Source organism: Embleya sp. NPDC059237, from assembly GCF_042754105.1.
Classification (GTDB): domain Bacteria; phylum Actinomycetota; class Actinomycetes; order Streptomycetales; family Streptomycetaceae; genus Embleya.
This window is the reverse complement of record NZ_JBHZAE010000001.1, coordinates 1,502,800-1,522,511: the sequence shown is the minus strand read 5'-3', so window position 1 is coordinate 1,522,511 and position 19,712 is coordinate 1,502,800. Positions and strand designations below refer to the sequence as shown.

General features: G+C 71.6%; 17 protein-coding genes. 10 read left to right on the top strand and 7 right to left on the bottom strand.

Annotated elements, in window-relative coordinates:
* Window positions 1–2: 2 nt before the first annotated feature.
* Both ACFXKZ_RS06620 and ACFXKZ_RS06615 read left to right on the top strand, forming a co-directional pair.
* Complete coding sequence (locus ACFXKZ_RS06620; RefSeq protein WP_379997061.1) at window positions 3–863, top strand: ABC transporter permease; 861 nt, start codon at window positions 3–5, stop codon at window positions 861–863.
* On the top strand, window positions 860–2,623 hold the full coding sequence (locus ACFXKZ_RS06615) for a dipeptide ABC transporter ATP-binding protein (RefSeq protein ID WP_379997059.1): 1,764 nt from the start codon (window positions 860–862) through the stop codon (window positions 2,621–2,623). Before ACFXKZ_RS06620 ends, ACFXKZ_RS06615 begins: the two co-directional genes overlap by 4 nt.
* On the opposite strand, the gene ACFXKZ_RS06610 is transcribed toward ACFXKZ_RS06615, so the two are convergent.
* Window positions 2,601–3,353, bottom strand: coding sequence for a TetR/AcrR family transcriptional regulator (locus ACFXKZ_RS06610; protein ID WP_379997057.1), 753 nt, complete (start codon window positions 3,351–3,353; stop codon window positions 2,601–2,603). The two genes, ACFXKZ_RS06615 and ACFXKZ_RS06610, sit on opposite strands and share 23 nt — an antisense overlap.
* Window positions 3,354–3,433: 80 nt before the next feature.
* On the opposite strand from ACFXKZ_RS06610, the gene ACFXKZ_RS06605 reads away from it, so the two are divergent.
* From ACFXKZ_RS06605 to ACFXKZ_RS06575, 7 genes are all read left to right on the top strand, one after another.
* A complete protein-coding gene (locus ACFXKZ_RS06605; RefSeq protein ID WP_379997055.1) occupies window positions 3,434–4,921 on the top strand; it encodes a DHA2 family efflux MFS transporter permease subunit in 1,488 nt (495 codons plus the stop codon).
* Window positions 4,922–5,282: 361 nt separating this feature from the next.
* Window positions 5,283–6,911 carry a hypothetical protein gene (locus tag ACFXKZ_RS06600; RefSeq protein WP_379997053.1) on the top strand — a complete coding sequence of 543 codons (1,629 nt, stop codon included), beginning with the start codon at window positions 5,283–5,285 and terminating at the stop codon, window positions 6,909–6,911.
* Between the two features lie 109 nt (window positions 6,912–7,020).
* Window positions 7,021–7,449, top strand: a complete 429-nt coding sequence (locus tag ACFXKZ_RS06595) for a GNAT family N-acetyltransferase (RefSeq protein WP_379997051.1) — start codon at window positions 7,021–7,023, stop codon at window positions 7,447–7,449.
* 167 nt (window positions 7,450–7,616) lie between these two features.
* The gene (locus ACFXKZ_RS06590) at window positions 7,617–9,134 is read left to right on the top strand and encodes a CHAD domain-containing protein (RefSeq protein WP_379997049.1); all 1,518 of its coding nucleotides are present in this window, start codon (window positions 7,617–7,619) and stop codon (window positions 9,132–9,134) included.
* A gap of 211 nt (window positions 9,135–9,345) precedes the next feature.
* Window positions 9,346–10,875, top strand: coding sequence for an ATP-binding protein (locus ACFXKZ_RS06585; RefSeq protein ID WP_379997047.1), 1,530 nt, complete (start codon window positions 9,346–9,348; stop codon window positions 10,873–10,875).
* Window positions 10,872–11,921, top strand: coding sequence for a PD-(D/E)XK motif protein (locus ACFXKZ_RS06580; RefSeq protein ID WP_379997045.1), 1,050 nt, complete (start codon window positions 10,872–10,874; stop codon window positions 11,919–11,921). Before ACFXKZ_RS06585 ends, ACFXKZ_RS06580 begins: the two co-directional genes overlap by 4 nt.
* Window positions 11,918–14,842, top strand: coding sequence for a Z1 domain-containing protein (locus ACFXKZ_RS06575; RefSeq protein WP_379997043.1), 2,925 nt, complete (start codon window positions 11,918–11,920; stop codon window positions 14,840–14,842). Before ACFXKZ_RS06580 ends, ACFXKZ_RS06575 begins: the two co-directional genes overlap by 4 nt.
* Window positions 14,843–14,944: 102 nt before the next feature.
* On the opposite strand, the gene ACFXKZ_RS06570 is transcribed toward ACFXKZ_RS06575, so the two are convergent.
* A complete protein-coding gene (locus tag ACFXKZ_RS06570; protein WP_126641178.1) occupies window positions 14,945–15,166 on the bottom strand; it encodes a hypothetical protein in 222 nt (73 codons plus the stop codon).
* Between the two features lie 270 nt (window positions 15,167–15,436).
* On the opposite strand from ACFXKZ_RS06570, the gene ACFXKZ_RS06565 reads away from it, so the two are divergent.
* A complete protein-coding gene (locus ACFXKZ_RS06565; protein ID WP_379997041.1) occupies window positions 15,437–15,823 on the top strand; it encodes a DUF427 domain-containing protein in 387 nt (128 codons plus the stop codon).
* Here the strand turns inward: ACFXKZ_RS06565 and ACFXKZ_RS06560 are convergent.
* From ACFXKZ_RS06560 to ACFXKZ_RS06540, 5 genes are all read right to left on the bottom strand, one after another.
* The gene (locus tag ACFXKZ_RS06560) at window positions 15,786–16,889 is read right to left on the bottom strand and encodes an amidohydrolase family protein (protein WP_379997039.1); all 1,104 of its coding nucleotides are present in this window, start codon (window positions 16,887–16,889) and stop codon (window positions 15,786–15,788) included. The two genes, ACFXKZ_RS06565 and ACFXKZ_RS06560, sit on opposite strands and share 38 nt — an antisense overlap.
* 73 nt (window positions 16,890–16,962) lie before the next feature.
* Window positions 16,963–17,547, bottom strand: a complete 585-nt coding sequence (locus tag ACFXKZ_RS06555) for a 3-hydroxyanthranilate 3,4-dioxygenase (protein WP_379997037.1) — start codon at window positions 17,545–17,547, stop codon at window positions 16,963–16,965.
* Complete coding sequence (locus ACFXKZ_RS06550) at window positions 17,544–18,035, bottom strand: RidA family protein (RefSeq protein ID WP_379997328.1); 492 nt, start codon at window positions 18,033–18,035, stop codon at window positions 17,544–17,546. The genes ACFXKZ_RS06555 and ACFXKZ_RS06550 overlap by 4 nt, the downstream gene beginning before the upstream one ends.
* A gap of 14 nt (window positions 18,036–18,049) precedes the next feature.
* The gene (locus tag ACFXKZ_RS06545; RefSeq protein ID WP_379997035.1) at window positions 18,050–18,835 is read right to left on the bottom strand and encodes a 2-keto-4-pentenoate hydratase; all 786 of its coding nucleotides are present in this window, start codon (window positions 18,833–18,835) and stop codon (window positions 18,050–18,052) included.
* Window positions 18,832–19,680 (bottom strand): 2-keto-4-pentenoate hydratase, encoded by an 849-nt coding sequence (locus ACFXKZ_RS06540; protein WP_379997033.1) that lies wholly within the window; start codon window positions 19,678–19,680, stop codon window positions 18,832–18,834. The genes ACFXKZ_RS06545 and ACFXKZ_RS06540 overlap by 4 nt, the downstream gene beginning before the upstream one ends.
* Between the last annotated feature and the right edge of the window lie 32 nt (window positions 19,681–19,712).

The following is a 19,712-nucleotide window of genomic DNA, read 5'->3' as shown; positions in this document are numbered from 1 at the left end:
CGATGGCCCAGGCAACGATCGAGAGTGTCCGGCCGGTACGGATCCGGCGACGCGGCCGGGTCGGCCCCGGCGTGGCGTGCGCACTCGCCGTCCTCGTGTTGTTCGCGCTGATCGGCCTCGCCCCGGGGTGGTTCACCGACACCTCGCCGATCGAGACCGATCCGCTCGCCGCGCTCCAGGGGCCCGGCGCCGAGCACTGGTTCGGCACCGACCAGCTCGGCCGGGACGTATTCGCGCGGGTGCTGCACGGCGCCCGCCCCTCGCTGCTGCTCGGCCTGGGCGCCACCGTGTTCGCGCTGATCGGCGGCACGCTGTGGGGACTGGCCTCGGCCCTGGGCGGGCGGGTCGCCGATCAGGTGGGCATGCGACTGGCCGACATCATGCTCTCGCTGCCCGAGTTGTTGCTCGCGCTGTTCGTGGTCACCCTGCTCGGGCGCGGCACGGTCGATGTGATGATCGCGGTGGCGGTGGCGGCCATGCCCGGCTATGCGCGGCTGGTTCGTGCGGAGGCGCTGGTGGTGCGCCGATCGGGCTATGTGGAGGCGGCGGCCGGGCTCGGCCTGCGTCGCGGGGTGCTGATCGCGCGGCACGTGTTGCCGAACGCGATCGGGCCGCTCCTGGTGCTCGGCACGGTCGGCTTCGGCACCTCGCTGATCTACGCGTCCGGGCTGAGTTTCCTGGGCCTGGGCGCCCAACCGCCGTCCCCCGAGTGGGGCGCGATGCTCTCCGAGGGGCGCGGCTTCCTGGAGACCGCGTGGTGGATCGGGGTGTTCCCCGGCGCCGCGGTGACCTGCGCGGTGATCGCGGTGAACGTGGCCGGCCGACACGCCCGCGCCCGCTTCGCCGGAGGGACTGCCCGATGAGCACCGATCTCGCCCCCGCCTCGAACTCGCACTCGGCCCCGGCCACGCCCCTCCTGGTCGTGGACGGCCTCGACGTCGCCTTCCCCGGCCGCGAACCGGTGGTGCGGGACGTGTCGTTCACCCTCGACCGGGGCGAATGCCTGGCCGTGGTGGGCGAATCCGGCTCCGGGAAGAGTGTCACCGCCCGCACCCTGGTCGGACTCACCGGCGGCGGTGCCCGGGTGACGGCCCGTCGGCTGGCCTTCGACGGTACCGACCTGACCGCGCTGTCCGAGAAGCGGTGGCGCGCACTGCGCGGGCGGCGGATCGGTCTGGTGCTCCAGGACGCGCTGGTCTCGCTCGATCCGCTGCGCACGGTCGGTGCCGAGGTCGCCGAGGCGCTGCGGACGCATGCGGTGTTGCCGCGCGGGCAGGTCGGTACCCGGGTGCTCGAACTGCTCACCGACGTCGGCATCCCGGATCCGGCCCGGCGGGCCCGGCAGTATCCGCACCAGCTCTCCGGCGGACTGCGCCAACGTGCGCTGATCGCCTCGGCGCTGGCCGCCGGGCCGGAATTGCTGCTCGCCGACGAGCCGACCACCGCGCTCGACGTGACCGTGCAGGCCCAGGTCCTCGCGCTGCTCGGCCGGCTCCGGGACGAGGGCACCTCGGTGCTGATGATCAGCCACGACCTGGCGGCGGTCGCCCGGCTGGCCGACCGGGTCGCGGTGATGTACGCGGGTCGCATCGTCGAACACGGGCCCACCGAGCAGGTCCTGGCCGAGCCGGAGCACTCGTACACGCGGGCGTTGCTCGCGGCGGTGCCGACCGATCGAGCCAAGGGCACCCGGCTGTCCGCGCCGGTGGGCCCCACTCGGGCGGCGACCCCACCCCCGCCCCCGGTCGGCGATGTCCTGCTCGACGTGTCCGGCATCGGCAAGAGTTTCCGCGGCCCGGACGGGACCCGGCAGCACGCGGTCCGCGACGTGTCGTTCACGGTACGTGCCGGCGAAACCCTCGGGGTGGTCGGCGAGTCCGGATCCGGCAAGACCACGGCCGCGCGGATCGTACTGGGCTGGGAGCGCCCCGACGCAGGGGCCGTGCGTTTTCGGGACGCCCCGTGGAGCACGCTGCCGGAGTCCGCCCGCCGGGCCTCGCGCGGCCGGATCCAGGCCGTGCAGCAGGATCCGCTCGGCTCGTTCGATCCCCGGTACTCGGTGGCCCGCATCCTCGGCGAAGCGGTCGCCGCCGCCGGGCTGCCGGGCGGCCGGCTGCGTCCCACCCGCGCAGCGCACCGGGCCCGGGTGGCCGAACTGCTCGATCTGGTGGGCCTGTCCACGGACCTGCTCGCACGTCGGCCGCGCGACATGTCCGGCGGGCAACGGCAACGGGTGGCGATCGCCCGCGCGTTGGCGCCCTCACCCGAGTTGATCGTCTGCGACGAGCCGGTCTCCGCGCTGGATGTGTCCATCCAGGCGCAGATTCTCGACCTGCTCGCCGACCTGCGGGCCGAACTGGGCCTGGCGCTGCTGTTCATCTCGCACGACCTGGGCGTGATCCGGCACGTCAGCGATCGCATCCTGGTGATGAAGGACGGCCGGGTGGTGGAGAGCGGGGACGCCGAGCGGGTGTTCACCCGGCCCGAGGCGCCCTACACCCGGGAGTTGCTGGCGGCGATACCGCGTGCGCCGGGACCCGTCGACGGCGCGGCACGAGACGCCGCGCCGGAACCGGCGGAGCGCACGGCCGGGCGGGTGCTCAGCGGCGGGGCGGTGCCGTGACCGGGCCGGACGCGCGGGTGCCCTCCCCGACGACGGACGCGGGCGGGTCGGCCGATTCCACGCGCGGGATGAACGCGCGCAGGAACGTGGTCACCCCGGCGGTCACCGCGCGATGCAGGGCCACGTCGTCCACGGGCCGGGTGCCGAGCGCGGTGAGCGTGGGCAGGTCGCCGGAGATCAGTGCGAGGAACTGGTTCGCGGCGGTGACCGGGTCGTCGATGTCCAGGTGTCCGCCGTGCGCGAGCCGGGCCAGCCGGCCCGCCAGGGCGTCGACGATCCGGACCGTGCCGCCCTCGCGGATCGTGTCGTACAGGTCCGGGAAGCGGGCCGCCTCGGCGTACACCAGGCGCTGCAACGCCCAGCCCTTCTCGCCCGCCTGGCACTGCACCACGCGGTGCGCGATCGCGGTCAGGCGCGGATGCAGTTCCTCGGCGTCGGTCGGGAACGCCTCCAGGGCGGCCAGGATCCGGCCGCTGGATTCGATCGCGGCCTCGACCACGACCGTGCGGAAGAGGTTCTCCTTGCCGCCGAGGTGGTTGTAGATGGTCGGCTTGGACACGCCCGCCTCGGCGGCGATCGCGTCGATCCCGGCGAGTGTGTAGCCCTCGCGCGTGAACACCGCCTCGGCGGCGGCCAGGATCGCCCGCCGCTTGTCGATCCGGCCGCGGGTGGCGGCGGGCGCGGGGGCGGCCGGCGGCGGGGTCGTCGACCGTTTCGTTTCCTCGACCATGTTGCGACGTTACCAGACGTGCTGTTAATTTTTACTCGCGAGTTTAGTTAACTGATCTCATCGGTAACTTGGAGGCGTACATGCCCGCCGCACCCCCCGATCCCGAGACCAAGATCGACGGACCACTCCTGCGCCTGATGCTGGTGATGCTGCTCGGCGGCGTGATGGGCATCCTCGACACCACGATCGTCAACGTCGGCATCGACACCCTCGGCGCCCACTTCGACGCTCCGCTGGAAACCATCGAATGGGTGGCCACCGGCTACCTGTTGGCCCTCGCCGCGACCGTGCCGCTGGCCGGCTGGGCGGCCGGGCGCTTCGGCGGCAAGACCGTCTGGCTGACCGGCCTGATCGTCTTCCTCGCCGGCTCCGCGCTGTCCGCGGTCGCCTGGAACGCGGGCAGCCTGATCGCCTTCCGGGTGATCCAGGGCGTCGGTGTCGGCGCCCTGGAGCCGACCCTGCTGACCATGCTGGCCGTCGCCGCCGGACCCAAGCGGGCCGGGAAGATGATCGGCATCGTCGGCGCGGTGGTCACCCTCGGTCCGATCCTGGGCCCGGTGCTCGGCGGTGTTCTGCTCGAACACGTCGACTGGCGCTGGATGTTCATCATCAACCTGCCGATCGGCCTGGTCGCGCTGGCACTGGCGTACCGGCAGATCCCCGCCGACCCGCCGCGCGAGGGCGACCCGCCGCCGCTGGACGCTCGGGGCATCGCGCTGCTGTGCCCAGGATTCGCGCTGGTCGTCTACGGCCTCTCCCAGGCCGCGGGCGACAGCGGCTTCGGGGCACCGCGCGTGCTCGCGGCGCTGATCGCGGGCGTCGCGCTGATCGCCGGCTACGTCCTGCACGCGCTGCGCGCCGAGCACCCGCTGATCGACGTACGGCTGTTCCGGATCCGCGGCTTCGCCGGCGGCATCGGCGCGGTGTTCCTGACCGGCATCCTGCTCTTCTCGCTGCTGTTCCTGATCCCGCTCTACTACCAACTCGCCCGGGACCGGGGCGTGATGGCGGCCGGTCTGCTGCTGGTGCCGCAGGGGGTCGGGGTGTGGATCGGCATGCCGATCGCCGGGCAGCTGTTCGACAAGGTCGGTGCCCGGGCACTGATCCCGTTCGGCGGGGTGTTGGCCGCGCTGGGCATCCTGGGCTTCAGTACGGCCGACGGCGGCACCAACACCGCACTGCTTGTGGGCTATTCGGTGGTGACGGGAGCGGGGCTCGGCTTCGTCGGGGCGCCGGCGATGTCGTCGGTGTTCGGCTCGGTGGCACCCGAGTCGGTGCCCAGCGCCACGGCGGCGGTGTACCTGAGCAACCAGATCGGCGGCACGCTCGGTATCGCGATCGCCGCACTGGTCCTGCAGAACCGCTCCGAGGCGCACACGGTCGTCCCGGCCTTCCAGGGCACGTTCGGCTATCTGATCGCGATCGCCCTGGTGGTCGGCGCGGTCGGTCTGGTGCTGCGCCGCGGTCCGGCGGCGGACACGGCCGGCGCCGCGCCCGCCCCCGCGCTCGCCGAAGCGGCGGAGGAAGGCGACGCGGCCCTGCCCGAACCCGCGCGCCAGGAAGCCTGATCGGCACCGGCCCGGTTCGCGTCACCACGATTCGGCGACGCGAACCGGGCTCATGGGCGATGGCGCCCATGATCGGTCCGGCGTGGCGCTTGAGGTTGTCCGGGACCGCGATGCGTCTGCGGTGAGTACGGTCGGCGCGGGGCGGTTGCCTTGGGTGAACTCCTCGGATGGAGGCGGCCGTTCGGGTGGCGCGGGCGGTGATCGTGCAGGCGGGCGGCGCGGCGCCGGGGGTGACGCGGGTCACTCGCGTCGAGCCGAAAATCCTTGCGAACGGACCGTGAGCACGTGCCGTTCGGTGTGTCCCAAGAGCACGTGACCCGACGGGAGTCGGCGCGACGCGATGGTGCACACGGGGGACACGATGGGCGATGGCAGACAAGCGGAAGCAATTGTTCCGGTCGATCTGAGCAAGGATCGCCCGGCGGCGGCCGCTCCAACGGGCACCGACGCGGAGCCGGCCGATCGGCCGGTCGAGCGCTCCGGCGATCGGCCCGGCAACCGGTCCGGCAGCCCCGCATCGGCGGAGGAGCCGACCGGGCTGCTCTACCACCTGATCCGCTGGCCGATCCGCATCGTCGCGCTGATCGTGCTGTTGCCCGCCCGACTGGCGTGGGAACTGGTGAAGGTGGCCGGGCGCGCGGTCCGGGACTGGGTGCTGGTCCCGACGGGTCGGCTGGTCGCGGTGATCGGGCGCGGGTTGCGGTGGTTGTTGTGGGACCGGCTCTTGGTACCGATCGCGTATGCGCTCGCGGTTGTCGGCCGGGGGCTGCGTCGACTGGTCGAAAAGGTGCTGTGGCGCGGGCTGACGGCGGTTGCCCGGGTGGTGTGGCGCGGGCTTCGCTGGGCCGTGGTGGGTCTGTGGCGCGGGGCGGCGGCGGTTGCCCGGGTGGTGTGGCGTGGGCTTGGCTGGGCCGTGATCGGGCTGTGGCGTGGGCTGCGGCTGGTCGGGAACGGCCTCTGGCGGGGGCTGCGGCTGCTCGGGCGATACGGGATCGTGCTGCCGCTGCGGTGGCTTCGGGATGCGGTGTTGCGGCCCCTGGCCGCCGGGCTGGTCACGGCCGGTCGGTGGGCCGGCCATGCGCTCGGGCGCACGCTGTACTACCTGGTGCTGGTGCCCGGGCGGTGGTCGTGGCGCGTGGCTCGGGGACTCGCACGGGGCTTCGGGCGGTGGCTGTACTACGTCCTGGTCGTACCGGCGAAGGCGCTCTGGCGTGGCCTCGTCGCCTGCGGTCGGGTCGCGCTGCGCGGGGCGGGCGCCCTGCTTCGGGGTCTGGCGCTGGTGGGGCGCGGTGTCCTCGTCGTGCTTCGGTGGCTGGTACTGATCCCCGCCCGGTGGGTGTGGCGCGGCGCGGTGGTGGTGACCCGGGCCGTCGGACAGGGCCTGTACCACGGCCTGTTCGTCCCGGCGCGATGGCTCGCTCGCGGCTTCCTGCGCGGACTGCGCGCGACCGGACGCGGAATCCGCGTCGGGTTCGTCGTGCTGGTGGCGCGGCCGGCGGCCTGGGTCTGGCGCCGGGGCATCCGCCTCGGCCGCGCGACCGGACGGGGCCTGTACGTCCTCACCGTGCTCCCCGCCCGATGGGCCGGCCGCAAGGTCGTCCTCCTCGTCCGCCTGCTCGGCCGGGGCCTGTACGTCCTCACGGTGCTCCCCGCGCGATGGGCCGGCCGCAAGGTCGTGCTCGTGGTCCGGTTCCTCGGCCGGGGGCTGCGGTTCGTGATCGTGCGGCCCGCGCTGTGGGGCGGGCGGCGGGCCCGGTCGGGTGCGCGGATGGCCGGTCGCGGGCTGCGGGCGACGGTGGTGCGGCCTTCGGCATGGGTCGGTCGGACGATTGTGGCGCCCGCCGGTCGGGCGGCCCGGCGCGCCTGGGGACACACCGTCGTCCCGGTCCGGGCGGTGTTCCGCACCGTCTGGGAGCAGACCCGCCTGGCCGGCCGCGACGTACGCCGCGCGCTGGGCTTCCGCGGACGCGGCTCCTCCGACGGCAGCTAGCTCGATACCGCCATTTCGCCCCGTACCATCCCGAGAGGTCCCCCAATCATGGGGTGTCCATTGCCGACTGCGGCTTCTGGAATGGGACCAAATCTCGTTGAATGTCGTCGTGGATACGAATGTGGCGTCGATTCGGCGTGTGACGACGGTGGCCGATGTGCTCGCGGCCGGGGACCTGTTCGACGAACCGGTACGCCCGGACTGGGCGGCCCGCTTCCTGGGTGAGGCGGGCCATCACATTTTGCTCGCCTACGTGGCCGCCACCCCGGTCGGGATGGTCACCGGCGTCGAGACGACCCATCCCGACAAGGGCACCGAGATGTTCCTGTACGAGCTGGCCGTGGCCGAAAGCCACCAGCGCCTCGGCATCGGCCGTGCCCTCACCGAGGCCCTGGCCGAACTGGCCCGCAAACGCGGCTGCTACGGCATGTGGGTCCTCACCGAACGCGCCAACGAGGCCGCCATGGCCACCTACCGCTCCACGGCCCCCGCCACCGAATCCGACCACACCATGTTCGGCTGGACCTTCGACACCTGACCCCACCCGGCCCGGGTGATCCGTGTCGGACCGGCCGATTCGGGCACACGTATCCGCGAGCCCGGTCGGCGAGCTCCGGTCCCGGACGTGCCGACCATTCGCCCCCGAGGGTCGTTCGACCACCCGGTCGAACGCCTCGTGCCGCCCCCAGGAAGCAGGTGCGTGCCATGGCAGAGGTCGTGCGTGAGGTCGAGCGGAAGTATGTGGCGCCGGACGGGGTGGGCGTGCCGGACTTCGTCGGGGTGGCGGACGGGGTGCGGGTCGAGGTCGGCGACACCGTCGAGTTGGACGCGATGTACTTCGACACGCCCGGCCTGGCGCTGGCCGCGCGCGGCATCACGCTGCGGCGGCGGACCGGGGGCGGGGATGCCGGGTGGCATCTGAAGTTGCCGGCCGGCGTGGACGCGCGCGACGAGGTACGCGCGCCGCTGGGTGCGTCCGAGCGGGTGGTGCCGGACGAACTCGCGGTGCGGATCCGGGCGTACGCGCGCGGCGCGGAGCAGGTGCCGGTGGTGCGCCTGCGGACCGTGCGCGAGCTGCGGATCGCTCGCGCGGACGGACCCACTCTGGCCGAGATCGCGCACGACACGGTGACCGCGGACGTCTTCCTCGGGTCGAAGGTGACCACCACCTCCTGGTCCGAGCTGGAAGTCGAACTGGTGGACGGCGACGCGGCGTTGGCAGACGCGCTGGAGCGACGGTTGATCAAGGATGGCTGGCGGCGCTCCGAGTCCGCGTCCAAGCTCGGACACGCACTGGCCGAGGCGGGAGCGCGGCCGAAGCGGCGGATCGCCAAGCCGCGGGCGGGCAGCGCCGGGGCGGTGGCGCTCGACTACATCCGGGAGCAGGTCGACACCCTGTTCGCGTACGACCCCCGGGTCCGGCTCGACGAGCCCGATTCGGTGCACAAGATGCGCGTCGCCACGCGGCGGCTGCGCAGTGCATTCCGGGTGTTCTCGCGGGTGCTCGACGAGCGGGTGACCGGGATTTTGGGCGCTGAACTGAAGTGGCTGGCGGCGGAGCTGGGTCGGGCGCGGGACCAGGAGGTATTGGCCGCGCGACTGCACGAGCGGGTCGCCGCGCTGCCGGCCGAGGCGGTGCTCGGGCCGGTGGAGGCCCGCCTGACCGCCTGGGACGCACGGCGGCGCAACGACGCGCGGGCGCGGATCCTGGCCGATCTCGACGGCCCCCGCTACTTCGCGCTGCTGGACGCGCTGGACGCCCTGGTCGCGCGGCCCCCGTTCACCGTCAAGGCGAATCGACCCGCCCAACGGCCGGCCGCGGCGGCCCTGCGCCGGGCCGACCGCCGCACGTTCCGGCGCGCCCGCGTCGCACTGCGCACCCCCGCCGGCCGGGCCCGGGACACCGCCCTGCACGAGGTACGCAAGGCCGCCAAGCGGGTCCGCTACGCCGGCGAGGCCACCGGCCCGGCCCTGGGCAAGCCGGCCAAGCGGCTCACCAAGCGGGCCAAGGCGATGCAGGGCCTGCTCGGCACGCACCAGGACAGCGTGCAGACGCGCAAGGCGCTGCGGCGCCTTGCGATCGCCGCACATGCCGCGGGCGAGAACGCCTTCACGTGGGGCCTGCTCTACGGCGAGGAGGCCGCGCTCGCCCGTCGGGTCGAGGCCGACTTCCCCACGCACTGGGCGGACTTCGCCCGTTCCCGGCTGCGCCGCGACCTATGACGGCGGACCTCGGTCACGCCCTTCGGCCATGATCTCCGGCCGTGTTTTCCGGCCATGATCGCGGCCGGCACATCTCCGCTCGGGCACCACCCGGTCACGACTCGGGGGTTCCGCTTTCGGCGCGTCGGTCCAACCGCTACGGTCGGTCCGGCGCAAGTGGGGGCGGGCGCGTGACAGCGCGCACCGAAGGTGTGGGGATCCAGGGGTGGGCATGGACGACTGGCGTATCGACGTACCTACGAGCGGCAGTAAGCACCTGCCTCCGGATCCCGGGTACATCAAGGGACTCGCCAGTCAGGGTTATCGCTTCGAGGAGGCGGTGGCCGACCTCGTGGACAACTCGATCGACGCCGGCGCGTCCGAGGTCGTGGTGCATTTCCGGCGCACCGGCGACCTGTTGACCTCGCTGGTCGTGGTGGACAACGGACGCGGCATGACCGAGGCCGAGTTGGACACCGCGATGACCGTCGGCAAGCGGCGGGCGTACGACGACACATCGCTCGGCATGTTCGGGATGGGCCTGAAAGCCGCGTCCTTCAGCCACGCCGACAGCGTCACGGTGATCAGTCGGGCCAAGCGCGCCGGCACCGTCGGGCGGCGCTGGCGGACCGAGTCGGCGCAGGAGAGCTTCCAGTGCGACATCGTCGAGTTGGAGTTCGCCAAACGTTTCCTCGACCTGTACGACGAGTACGTGGTGTGGAACGGCACGGCGGTGCGGTGGGACGGCGTCCGCGACTTCCCGGCGCGCGGTGACGCCGGGCAGACCGACATCTACGTGACCAAGACGATGCGTTCGTTGGCCGACCACCTCGGGCTGCACCTGCACCGGTTCCTGGCCGACGGGCGGATCCGGATCACCATCGCGGTCTCCGGGACCGACGACGAGGTGCCGCCGATGACCTGGCAGGTCCAGGCCGTGGACCCGTTCGGCTACGCCGTGTCCGGACTGCCCGGCTATCCGCGCGTGTTCACCACCGAACTGGAGGGCGTCGGCCCGCTGACGCTGACCGCGCACGTCTGGACGCCGCGCTCGAACGCCGAGCAATTCCGCCTGCCCGGCGGGATCCTGGCCCGTCAGGGCCTGTACGCGTACCGCCACGACCGGCTCGTCCAGGCCGGCGGCTGGTACGGCCTGCGCCAGAGCGAGCAGCACCTGTCGCCGGCCCGGGTCGCGTTCGACCTGCCGGCCGACTCCGAGCATGCGTTCGGGCTGACCGTGAAGAAGGCCGAACTCCAGCCCGTACCGGGCTTCGTGGACGCGGTCGAGCGGGCCGTGGACGCCGACGGGCACACCTTCCTCGACTACCTCAAGGACGCCGAGGGCGCCTATCGGCAGGCCCGGACCACCACGCGCGAGCGCAAGGCGGTGCTGCCACCCGGGAAGGGCTTCGCGCCGGAGCTGCGCACGGCGATCGAGGAGGAACTGCCGTTCGTCCCGGGCGAGGAGCCGATCGAGGTGCGCTGGGTACCGCTCGGCGGGGACGTGTTCTTCTCGATCGACCGGGACGAGCGCCGACTGCTGCTGAACAAACAGTTCCGCGCGGCGCTGCTCGGCGGCCGGCGCGGCGGGCTCAACGACGTGCCGGTGCTCAAGACGCTGCTGTACCTGCTGATGAACGAGGCGTTCACCGGCGAGCGCATCGGCCCCCGGGTCAAGGACAACCTCGACCTGTGGCAGTCGTTGCTGCTCACCGCGGTCAAGAGCGAGACGGCGAAGTACGGTTCGGAGGGCGGCGCGTGAGCGGCGCGGACGGGTGCAGCCGACACCTGGGCTGCGAGGCGCTGCGCGACCATCTCGACAACGGGGCGCCGATGTTGATCCCGGTCGAGGGTGACCCGCCGCTGTACTGGCACCTAGAGGCGGGCGGGCGGCGACCCGCCCTGCGCATCCCGGTCCCGGCCGGCACGAAGGCACCCCGGCTCGGCATGCAGGGCGTGCGGGCGGTGTGCGTCCTGGACGGCGGCGAGCAGTTCCTGCACGTGTACACCGAACAGACCGACCTGCTGCGCGAGTTCCACATCGTGTGCTGCGAGATCGCGGATCGGGTGCAACTGGAGGGGACCGCGCCGGTCGTTGCCGTCCACACCACAGTGATGGCTTGGCGCAAACTCCTGGCGCGCAGACGCCGTATGCCGTTGGAGGCCGAGGTCGGCCTGTTCGGGGAGTTGCTGACACTGATCGGGCTGGCCGCAGCCCGCGGCTGGCATGCTGCGGTGGACGCCTGGCAACACCCCGAGTGCGCGGACCACGACTTCACCGTCGGTCTCTACGACGTGGAGGTCAAGACGGTCGCGGGCGGCGCCCGGGTGCACACGATCCACGGCCTGGGCCAGCTCACCCCACATCGGAATCGGCCACTGTGGTTCGTCTCGCATGTGCTCGACGTAAGCGATTCGGGGCGCTCCGTGCTCGGACTTGTGGAGGGGATCCGATCGTCGGTCCGGATCGCGGCTCCCTCGGCGCTGGACGGCTTCGACACGCGGCTCCAGTCGTGGCTCGGGTCCGAGTACGAAGTCCCCCGCGAGCACCGTTGGTCGCCTCACGAAGCCCCATTGGCGATGCCGGTCGACGAGCACTTTCCGCGGTTGACCGGCGGTATCCTCGCGACTCTCCCACCGGCCACGGCCGCGCGTATCCTCGATGTGGACTACCGCATCGATGTCGCCGACGCGGGCTCTCCGGCCATGGCTGCACCGGACGGAATCGGCGTGGTGGTCGACCTGTTGCGGGTGCTGCCTCCCGATGTCGCGTCAGACTTGCACGACCCGAAGGACGACTCTCGGTGAACGACGACGACCTCGTACTGCTGGACCTGCACCGAGCCGCATTCGGTGGCATGTCCGGCCCGCCCAGGAACTTTGCCAAGGCACTCTCCTTCCAGGCGGGAGAGCATGCCGGGCCACTGCCGGCCCTGGACGAATCGGCGCTGCGCCGACGCCTGCACCACGCCCACCCCGACGACCCGTTGCTCTTCCTGTGGCGTGATCGGTTGAGCCGCTGGGATTTCGCGGACGGCGACACCCCGCCCAACACCGCCAAGCGTCGCAACGCCACGTACGATGCGCTCGGCCTCGAATCGACCACCCGCGAACTCCTCGATCGGCGCTCGCCGTTTGCGCCCAGTACTGGAGCGGTGGTGATCACGGATGAGGACTGGCAGCCGTGGTACACCCCGACGGTTGCCCGGCTCCGTAGTCACTACTGGGACGGATACCGCAGCTGTCTCGTGCGCAAGCAGTGGCAGCCCGATGCCATTTCGGCCCTCGACCGCAACACCACCAAGGTGGTCGAACGTCTGGCCGATCCCGCCTCCGAACAGCCCTACCAGTCCAAGGGCCTGGTGGTCGGCTATGTCCAGAGCGGCAAGACCGCAAATTTCACCGGGGTAGCCGCCAAGGCAATAGACGCGGGCTACCGCCTGGTCATCGTGCTCACCGGCACCATCGAAGCCCTACGCGCCCAGACCCAGCGCCGCCTGGACATGGAACTGGTCGGTGTCGAGAACATCTACTACGGCCAGGATCCGGACTCCGGCACGCTCCCGTTCCGGGACTACGACTACCTCGATGACCGGGACCGGCTCGGTGGAAGGTTCCTCCGACACGGCGCGTTGCCGTCCCGACTGGGCGGGTTCGACATCGTTCGGCTGACCCGGCATCAGGACGACTACCAGGCGCTGCGCCAAGGACTCAGTGCGCTGGAGTTCGAAAAGGCGGACCGGTTCACACCGCTCTACGCGCCCGAGAACCTGCATCGCAGTTCGGCCCGGTTGATGGTGGTCAAGAAGAACGCGTCGGTGTTGAAGAAGCTGGTCAAGGACCTGGCCCGGATCAAAACCGAGCGCGGTGAGATTCCCGCGCTGATCATCGACGACGAATCCGATCAGGCTTCGGTCAACACCTCCGACCCGAAGAAGTGGGCCCAGGATCAGGTCCAGCGCACGGCGATCAACGGGATCATCTCGGAACTGCTCCGCATGCTGCCGCGTGCTCAGTACGTCGGATACACCGCGACCCCGTTCGCGAACGTGTTCATCGATCCGGCCGACTCCGAGGACATCTTTCCGAAGGACTTCGTCATCTCGCTGGACCGCCCGGACGGTTACATGGGCGTGGCCGACTTCCACGACATCGACTCCACGATCCCCTCCGCCGAGCGCACTGTGGCCAACTCGGCCGGGCTCGCGCACGTACGCTCGGTGCGACCGGTACATGACGACGACGACAGCGATCTGCGCACCGCGATCGACATGTTCGTGCTGACCGGCGCGATCAAGCTGTTTCGCGAGGACCACGGGCTGGGCGCGGACCACTTCCGCCACCACACGATGCTCGTGCACGAATCGGTGCGCACCCACGTGCACCGGGACCAGGCCGAGCTGATCAACGGGATCTGGCGCCGCGCGGGGTATCTCGGCGCGGGGGCGCACAAGCGCCTGCGCGCACTGTACGACGAGGACGTGTGCCCGGTCAGCGAGGCACACGCGGCGGGTGCGTCGATCCCCGACTCGTTCGCCGACATCGCCCCCTACATCGGCATCGCGGCGATGCGGATCGAGGACTCGAACGGCAGTCCGGTCGTGGTGGTCAACGGCGACAAGGAGATCGAGCAGCGCGCCGCCGACTTCGACCGGGACAAGGTCTGGAGGATCCTGGTCGGCGGCGCCAAGCTTTCGCGCGGCTTCACCATCGAGGGCCTGACCGTCTCCTACTACCGCCGCAAGACGCTGACAGCGGACACGCTCATGCAGATGGGCCGCTGGTTCGGCTTCCGCAAGAACTACCGGGATCTGGTCCGGCTTTACATCGGCCGCGACGAGGGTGGTCGCAACGGGGACCTGTACGAGGCGTTCGAGGCGATCTGCCGGGACGAGGAGGAGTTCCGCGACCAGCTCCGGCTGTACGCCGAACTCGTGGACGGCGCACCGCAGGTGACGCTGGCTCAGATTCCGCCCCTGGTCACCCAGCGGCTGCCGTGGCTCAAGCCGACGGCGCGCAACAAGATGTTCAACGCGGAACTGGTGGAGACCCGATCGCCGGGCCGGTGGGTCGAGCGCTCGGCCTATCCGAGCAAGCCGGCCGAACTCCGCCACAACGTGCAGCGGTTCGAGCCGGTGATCCGGTCGCTGGCGGCGGAGCGCACCGAACTGGCCTATCCCGTGGAGGATCGGCTGCTGCGCTTCCCCGCCTACATCGGGCGTATCGCGCACGCTCCGATGCTGTCGGTGCTGCGCGAGCTGCGCTGGGCCGAACCCGCCCAGTTCCGGCCGGATCTGGCCTACCTGGAGAACCCGGAGATCGTCGCGAAGATCGACGACTGGGTGGTGATCGCGCCGCAGTTGCAGAGTCCCAATCTCGACCCGGTGACACTGCACGGCTTCGGTCCGCTCGACGTGGTGAGTCGACGTCGGCGCGAGGGCGGACTGTTCGACAAGGTCAGCTTCGGTCCCCATCGATTCGCGGCGCGGCGGATCGTCGGCACCGACACCTCGATCGGCGACCCGGTCGCGGATGGTCTGGCCGGACCCCGGCGGGGCTGTGTGCTGGTCTACCCGACCATGGAACCGGAGAAGAGCGACCTCGTAATGGCGTTCGCGCTCGTCCCCCCGGTCACCGCCGTCGGGCGCGATCGGCGCCTCGTGGCCTTTCGGGCCAAGGACTCCTCCCGGGGCGCCGCCGCGATCGTCGCGGCGCCGGCGGTGGTGTGACGCCGGCGGTGGTGTGACGCCGGCGGGCGGGGCGGCGTCATCTCTCGATGACGTCGCCCCGCCTGCCGAGCCGGTGGGTAGCCGTCCCCGGCTACCGATCCGTCAGTGCACCCAAAGGGCGTAGACGGTGCCGCCGTTGTTCAGACACAGGTACACCGGTCCGTGCGCCGGGACCGTGGCCTTGCCCGCCGCGTCACACGACTCGGCGTTCGGGTAGTAACCCCAGAGGTAGAAGCCGCTCGGATCCGCCATCGCGGGTTGCGCGGCAACCCCCACGCCCAACATTGCCGCAGCCAACGCGATACCCGCCATAGCCTTGCGCATGTGCTCGACTCCGTTCTCGACCCGAGGCCAACTCGGGTCGTTGGAAAGGTCGTTCGGGCTGAACATGTGGAACATGTGGTGCCGGCGCGCACGCGGAAAACGCTAGCCCGTGCCATCGGCGCGAGCAATAGGTCTATACCAATTGAATCGATCCATACATCGATCCACACGTTGCTCACACGTTCGGCCCGTGCCCGGCCGGAATGCGTCCCGGGTTCGGACGGTTGTAGCGACGAAGGACCACCATCACTGCCCGCCGGAGGAGAGCCCATGCCGACGTCCACACCCGGCCACGTCGTGACCACCGTGCACAGCACCCAGACCGTGACCGTCGAGATCGACGGCGAGGTGGTGGCCCGCTCCACCCGCCCCGTCGTGCTCTACGAGACGGGTCTGCCCGTCCGCTACTACCTGCCGCCGGACGACGTCGACCTGACCCGCTTCGAGCCCACCGACACGCACACCACGTGTCCGTTCAAGGGCGAGGCGTCCTACTGGACCTACCTGGGCGGCGCCGACTCCGCCCCGCGCCCGGACGTGGCCTGGGAATACCCGAAGCCCATCGAGTCGGTGCCCGACATCGCCGGTCACCTGTGCTTCTACGACACGGTCGCGCGCGTCACGGTAGAGGGCGAACCTCCGGCCCCGCCCGCCTGATCGCGGCGGCCGACACCGATCCACCGACCCGACCCGCCGACGCCCGGCCGACGGCCCGATCCGCGGCCGGGTCGGCGAGTGCGAAGAAGCGCGCCGCGTTGCCGCCGAGGATCAGCGCCCGCTCGTCGGGGCTCAGCTCCGGGCAGTCCCGGACCACCCCGCCGGGGTCCGACTCACCCAGCGGGAACGGGAAGTCGGTGCCGAGCATCACCCGGTCCGCGCCCATCACCTCGACCAGCAACCGCAGCGCGCGCGGGTCGAACACGGCCGAGTCGACGTAGAACCTGCGCACGTACTCCGACGGCGGCCTGGGCGAGTCGGCCCGCACCAGATCCCGGTTGTGCCACGCGTTGTCGGCCCGCCCGAGCAGGAACGCGAAGCTGCCGCCGCCGTGGCAGAAGCACAACTTCAACGACGCGGGCAGCCGTTCGAACGCGCCCCGCAGGATCATCCCCAGGATGCTCAGCTGGGTCTCCGCGGGCATCCCGACCAGCCACGGCAACATGTGGTCGCGCATCCGGTCGCCGCCGAGCATGTCCCACGGGTGCACCAGGACCGGGATGCCCTCGTCCCCGCAGTGCGCCAGGAACTCGACGATGCCGTCGTCGCCGAGGTAGCGCTCGCCGACGTGGTTGCCGATGTGTACGCCGCGATGCCCGGCCGCGACCGCCCGCGACACCGTCGCCCGGGCCGCGCCGAGGTCCTGCAACGGCACCTGGCACAGCGGCAGCAGCCGCCGCGAGTCGGCCGCGCAGTAGTCGAGAATGCGGTCGTTGACCAGGTCGCACCACTCGACCGCGCGCGCCGTCTCGGCCGCGTAGCCGAACATCAGCGGGGTCGAGGAGATCGCCTGGACGTCCACGCCGAGCGTGTCCATCTCGACCAACCGGCTCTCCGCGTCCCACAGCGGCGCGCGCACCGGGCGGTACTCGTCCGGGCCGCTCATCATCATCCCGGTGCCGTCCCCGCGCACCCGCAACCACGGCTCGCCCGCGCCCGCCAGCACCCGGCTCTCGGCCCGCGAGATCCTGGGGAAGACGTGCGCGTGGACGTCGATGACGGTCACGAAACCTCCGTGGTCCACCGCCGGGCCCGGCCGACGGTCGCAGCGTAAGGGGAGCGGGCGGCGCGGTCGAGGCTCATTCGGCCACCCCGGGCCGGGACCCGATCCTCGGCCGCATCGCCTCGGGCCAGACCCGGCCCGGGTGAATCGCGCCGCAATGCGGGCAGGCGCGGTCGCCGGCGTAGAACGCCTCGAACAGCGGCGGCAGGTCGTCCACGATCGAGCGCACCTGTACCGGCGAGCGGTGCACCAAGTGGTGGCACTCGACGCAGTACCACTCGAACGCGTCGACCTCACCCTCCGCCCGACTGGACTCGATCACCAGTCCGACGCTGCCGGGCTCCGGTCGTTGCGGCGAGTGGCGGACGTGCGGCGGCAGCAGGAAGACATCGCCCTCGTCGATCGGGATGTCGACCGGTGGCCTGCCCTCCTCCTCCATCACCCGCAACACCATGGACCCCCGGAGCTGGTAGAAGAACTCCTCCAGCGGGTCGTCGTGGAAGTCGGTGCGCTGGTTGGGGCCGCCGACCACGGTGACCACGAGGTCGGTCCCGGTCCAGATCTGGACGTTGCCGACCGGCGGCCGGAGCAGGTCCCGATGCTCGTCGATCCAGGCGGTGAAGTTGAACGGCAGGCCGTTGCTCGGCTTCGGCAGACTCATCTCGCCCTCTCAGGACTCGACGACGGAGGCAGCGGAGGAGACGGTTCGGATCGTGGCGGCGTCCCCGGACGTTCCCCGGACGGGACGGGCCGCGGGATGTGGGCGACGCAGGAGATCTCGATCAGCAGGTGCGGATGCGGGAGTTGATGCACCGCGACGGTGGTGCGGGTGGGTCCGGTCTCGTCGAAGTACTCGGCGTAGACCTCGTTGTAGCCGCCGAAGTCGTTCATGCTCACGAGGTACGTGGTCACCGAGACCGCGTCGGCGAGCCCGCCCCCGGCGGCGGCGAGCAGATCGGCGATGTTCTCGATCACGGCCCGGGTCTGCGCGCGGATGTCGAGGTCGGTGGTACCGGCCGGGTCCACCCGGGCGCCGACGATGCCGCCGTCGGGGCGCCGCGAGCTGGTCCCCGATACGTAGACGAAGTCGCCGGCCCGGCGCACGTGCGGGAACCGGCCGCGCGGGGCGGCCTTGCCCGCGACCACGATGGCGTCGTCGGCGCTCACCGGGTGCTCACCTCGGCCCGGCCCAGCCCCGCCGCGGACACCCGTACATGGACACCCTTCGACAGCGGCAGCGCGGCGGTGGCGGCGCCGGCCAGCACGATCCACCCGGGCCGCAGTTCCAGGCCGGCCCCGGCGGCGAGCCGGGCTGCGGCGATCAGCGAGCGCAGCGGGTTGCCCAGGATGGCCGCCGACGACCCGGTCGCCACGGGCCGGCCGTCGATCTCGACGAGCAGGCCCAGGTTGGCCGGATCGACCGCACCCGGGTCCTGCCACGGACCCACGCCGAAGCCGGCCGCCGAAGCGTTGTCCGCGATCACGTCGGGCAGGGTGAAGGCGAAGTCGGCGTAGCGCGAGTCCAGTACCTCGTAGGCGACCGCGACCCCGGCGACCGCGCGCACCGCCGCGGCCGGGGTGACCGCGCCGGCGAGCGGGCGGCCGATCAGGAACGCGATCTCCGGCTCGATCCGCGGCTGGATCAGGCCCGCGGTGTCCAGAACCCCACCCTCCTCGATCAGCATCGCATCGGTGAGCAGGCCCCAGATCACGTCGTCGACGCCCATCTGGATCATCTTGGCGCGGCTGGTGAAGCCCATCTTGACGCCGATCTGCGCCTCGCCGCGGGCGATCCGCCGCTCGATCACGGCGCGTTGGACCCGGTACGCGGTCGCCGGGTCGAGGTCGGCGGTGTCGGTGGGGCGCTCGGCGGTCCGCCCGGCGAGCGCGGCCTCGTCCAGCCGGGCGGCGAGCGCCGCGACGAGGTCTGCGTCGTGCGAACCGCTCATCGGTCGTTCTCCTTGGTGTCGTTCCCGGCGAACGCGACCCGGACCTCGCCCAGTCCGTCGATCCGCGCCTCCAGCACATCGCCCGGGACGACCGGCACCATCGGGCCGAGCGCGCCGGTGAGCACGGTGTCTCCGGCGCGCAGCGGGCGGCCGAGACGGACCAGGCGGTCGGCGAGCCACAGGGCCGCGTGCAGCGGATGGCCCAGGCAGGCCGCGCCGACGCCGGTGGAGACCGGTTCGCCGCGCCGCTCCAGGACCATGCCGGCGAGCCGCAGGTCGACGTCGGCGAGCGCCACGGGGCGGTTGCCCAGCACGTACATCCCGGACGAGGCGTTGTCCGCGATCGTGTCCGCGATGGAGATGTCCCAGTCGCGCACCCGGCTGCCGCACACCTCGATCGCGGGCAGGACGAACGCGGTGGCCCGGATCAGGTCGGCGACGGTGTGCCGCTCGTGTGTGAGGTCGGCGGCCAGCACGAGGGCCACCTCCGCCTCGGCGCGCGCCTGCGGCACCGCGCCGACCGGGATCTCGGCCCCGTCGGGCACCGCCATGTCGGCGTACAGCATGCCGAAGTCCGGCTCGTGCACCCCGAGTTGGCTCTGCACGGCGGCGGAGGTCAGGCCGATCTTGCGGCCGACGAGCCGGCGGCCTTCGGCGAGCCGGGTCAGGGTGAGTCGTTCCTGGACCGCGTACGCCTGCTCGACGCCGTGGATCAGGTCGCGAACCGGTGCGCATGGCACGCCCGTTCGCTCCGCGTCGAGCAGTCGTGCGGCGGCCGCCTCGACGACTCCCCGGTCGGCTCTCCCGTCGGTCGCCTCGCCGGCCGTCCCGCTGGCATTCGTCACTGTTCCGGACCCTCCAGAGCCTTCGGTGTCCT

Coding starts and splice junctions, on each gene's coding strand:
- ACFXKZ_RS06620 (WP_379997061.1), top strand. CDS start 3: ATGGCCCAGGCAACGATCGAGAGTGTCCGGCCGGTACGGATCCGGCGA.
- ACFXKZ_RS06615 (WP_379997059.1), top strand. CDS start 860: ATGAGCACCGATCTCGCCCCCGCCTCGAACTCGCACTCGGCCCCGGCC.
- ACFXKZ_RS06610 (WP_379997057.1), bottom strand. CDS start 3,353: ATGGTCGAGGAAACGAAACGGTCGACGACCCCGCCGCCGGCCGCCCCC.
- ACFXKZ_RS06605 (WP_379997055.1), top strand. CDS start 3,434: ATGCCCGCCGCACCCCCCGATCCCGAGACCAAGATCGACGGACCACTC.
- ACFXKZ_RS06600 (WP_379997053.1), top strand. CDS start 5,283: ATGGGCGATGGCAGACAAGCGGAAGCAATTGTTCCGGTCGATCTGAGC.
- ACFXKZ_RS06590 (WP_379997049.1), top strand. CDS start 7,617: ATGGCAGAGGTCGTGCGTGAGGTCGAGCGGAAGTATGTGGCGCCGGAC.
- ACFXKZ_RS06585 (WP_379997047.1), top strand. CDS start 9,346: ATGGACGACTGGCGTATCGACGTACCTACGAGCGGCAGTAAGCACCTG.
- ACFXKZ_RS06570 (WP_126641178.1), bottom strand. CDS start 15,166: ATGCGCAAGGCTATGGCGGGTATCGCGTTGGCTGCGGCAATGTTGGGC.
- ACFXKZ_RS06565 (WP_379997041.1), top strand. CDS start 15,437: ATGCCGACGTCCACACCCGGCCACGTCGTGACCACCGTGCACAGCACC.
- ACFXKZ_RS06555 (WP_379997037.1), bottom strand. CDS start 17,547: ATGAGTCTGCCGAAGCCGAGCAACGGCCTGCCGTTCAACTTCACCGCC.
- ACFXKZ_RS06545 (WP_379997035.1), bottom strand. CDS start 18,835: ATGAGCGGTTCGCACGACGCAGACCTCGTCGCGGCGCTCGCCGCCCGG.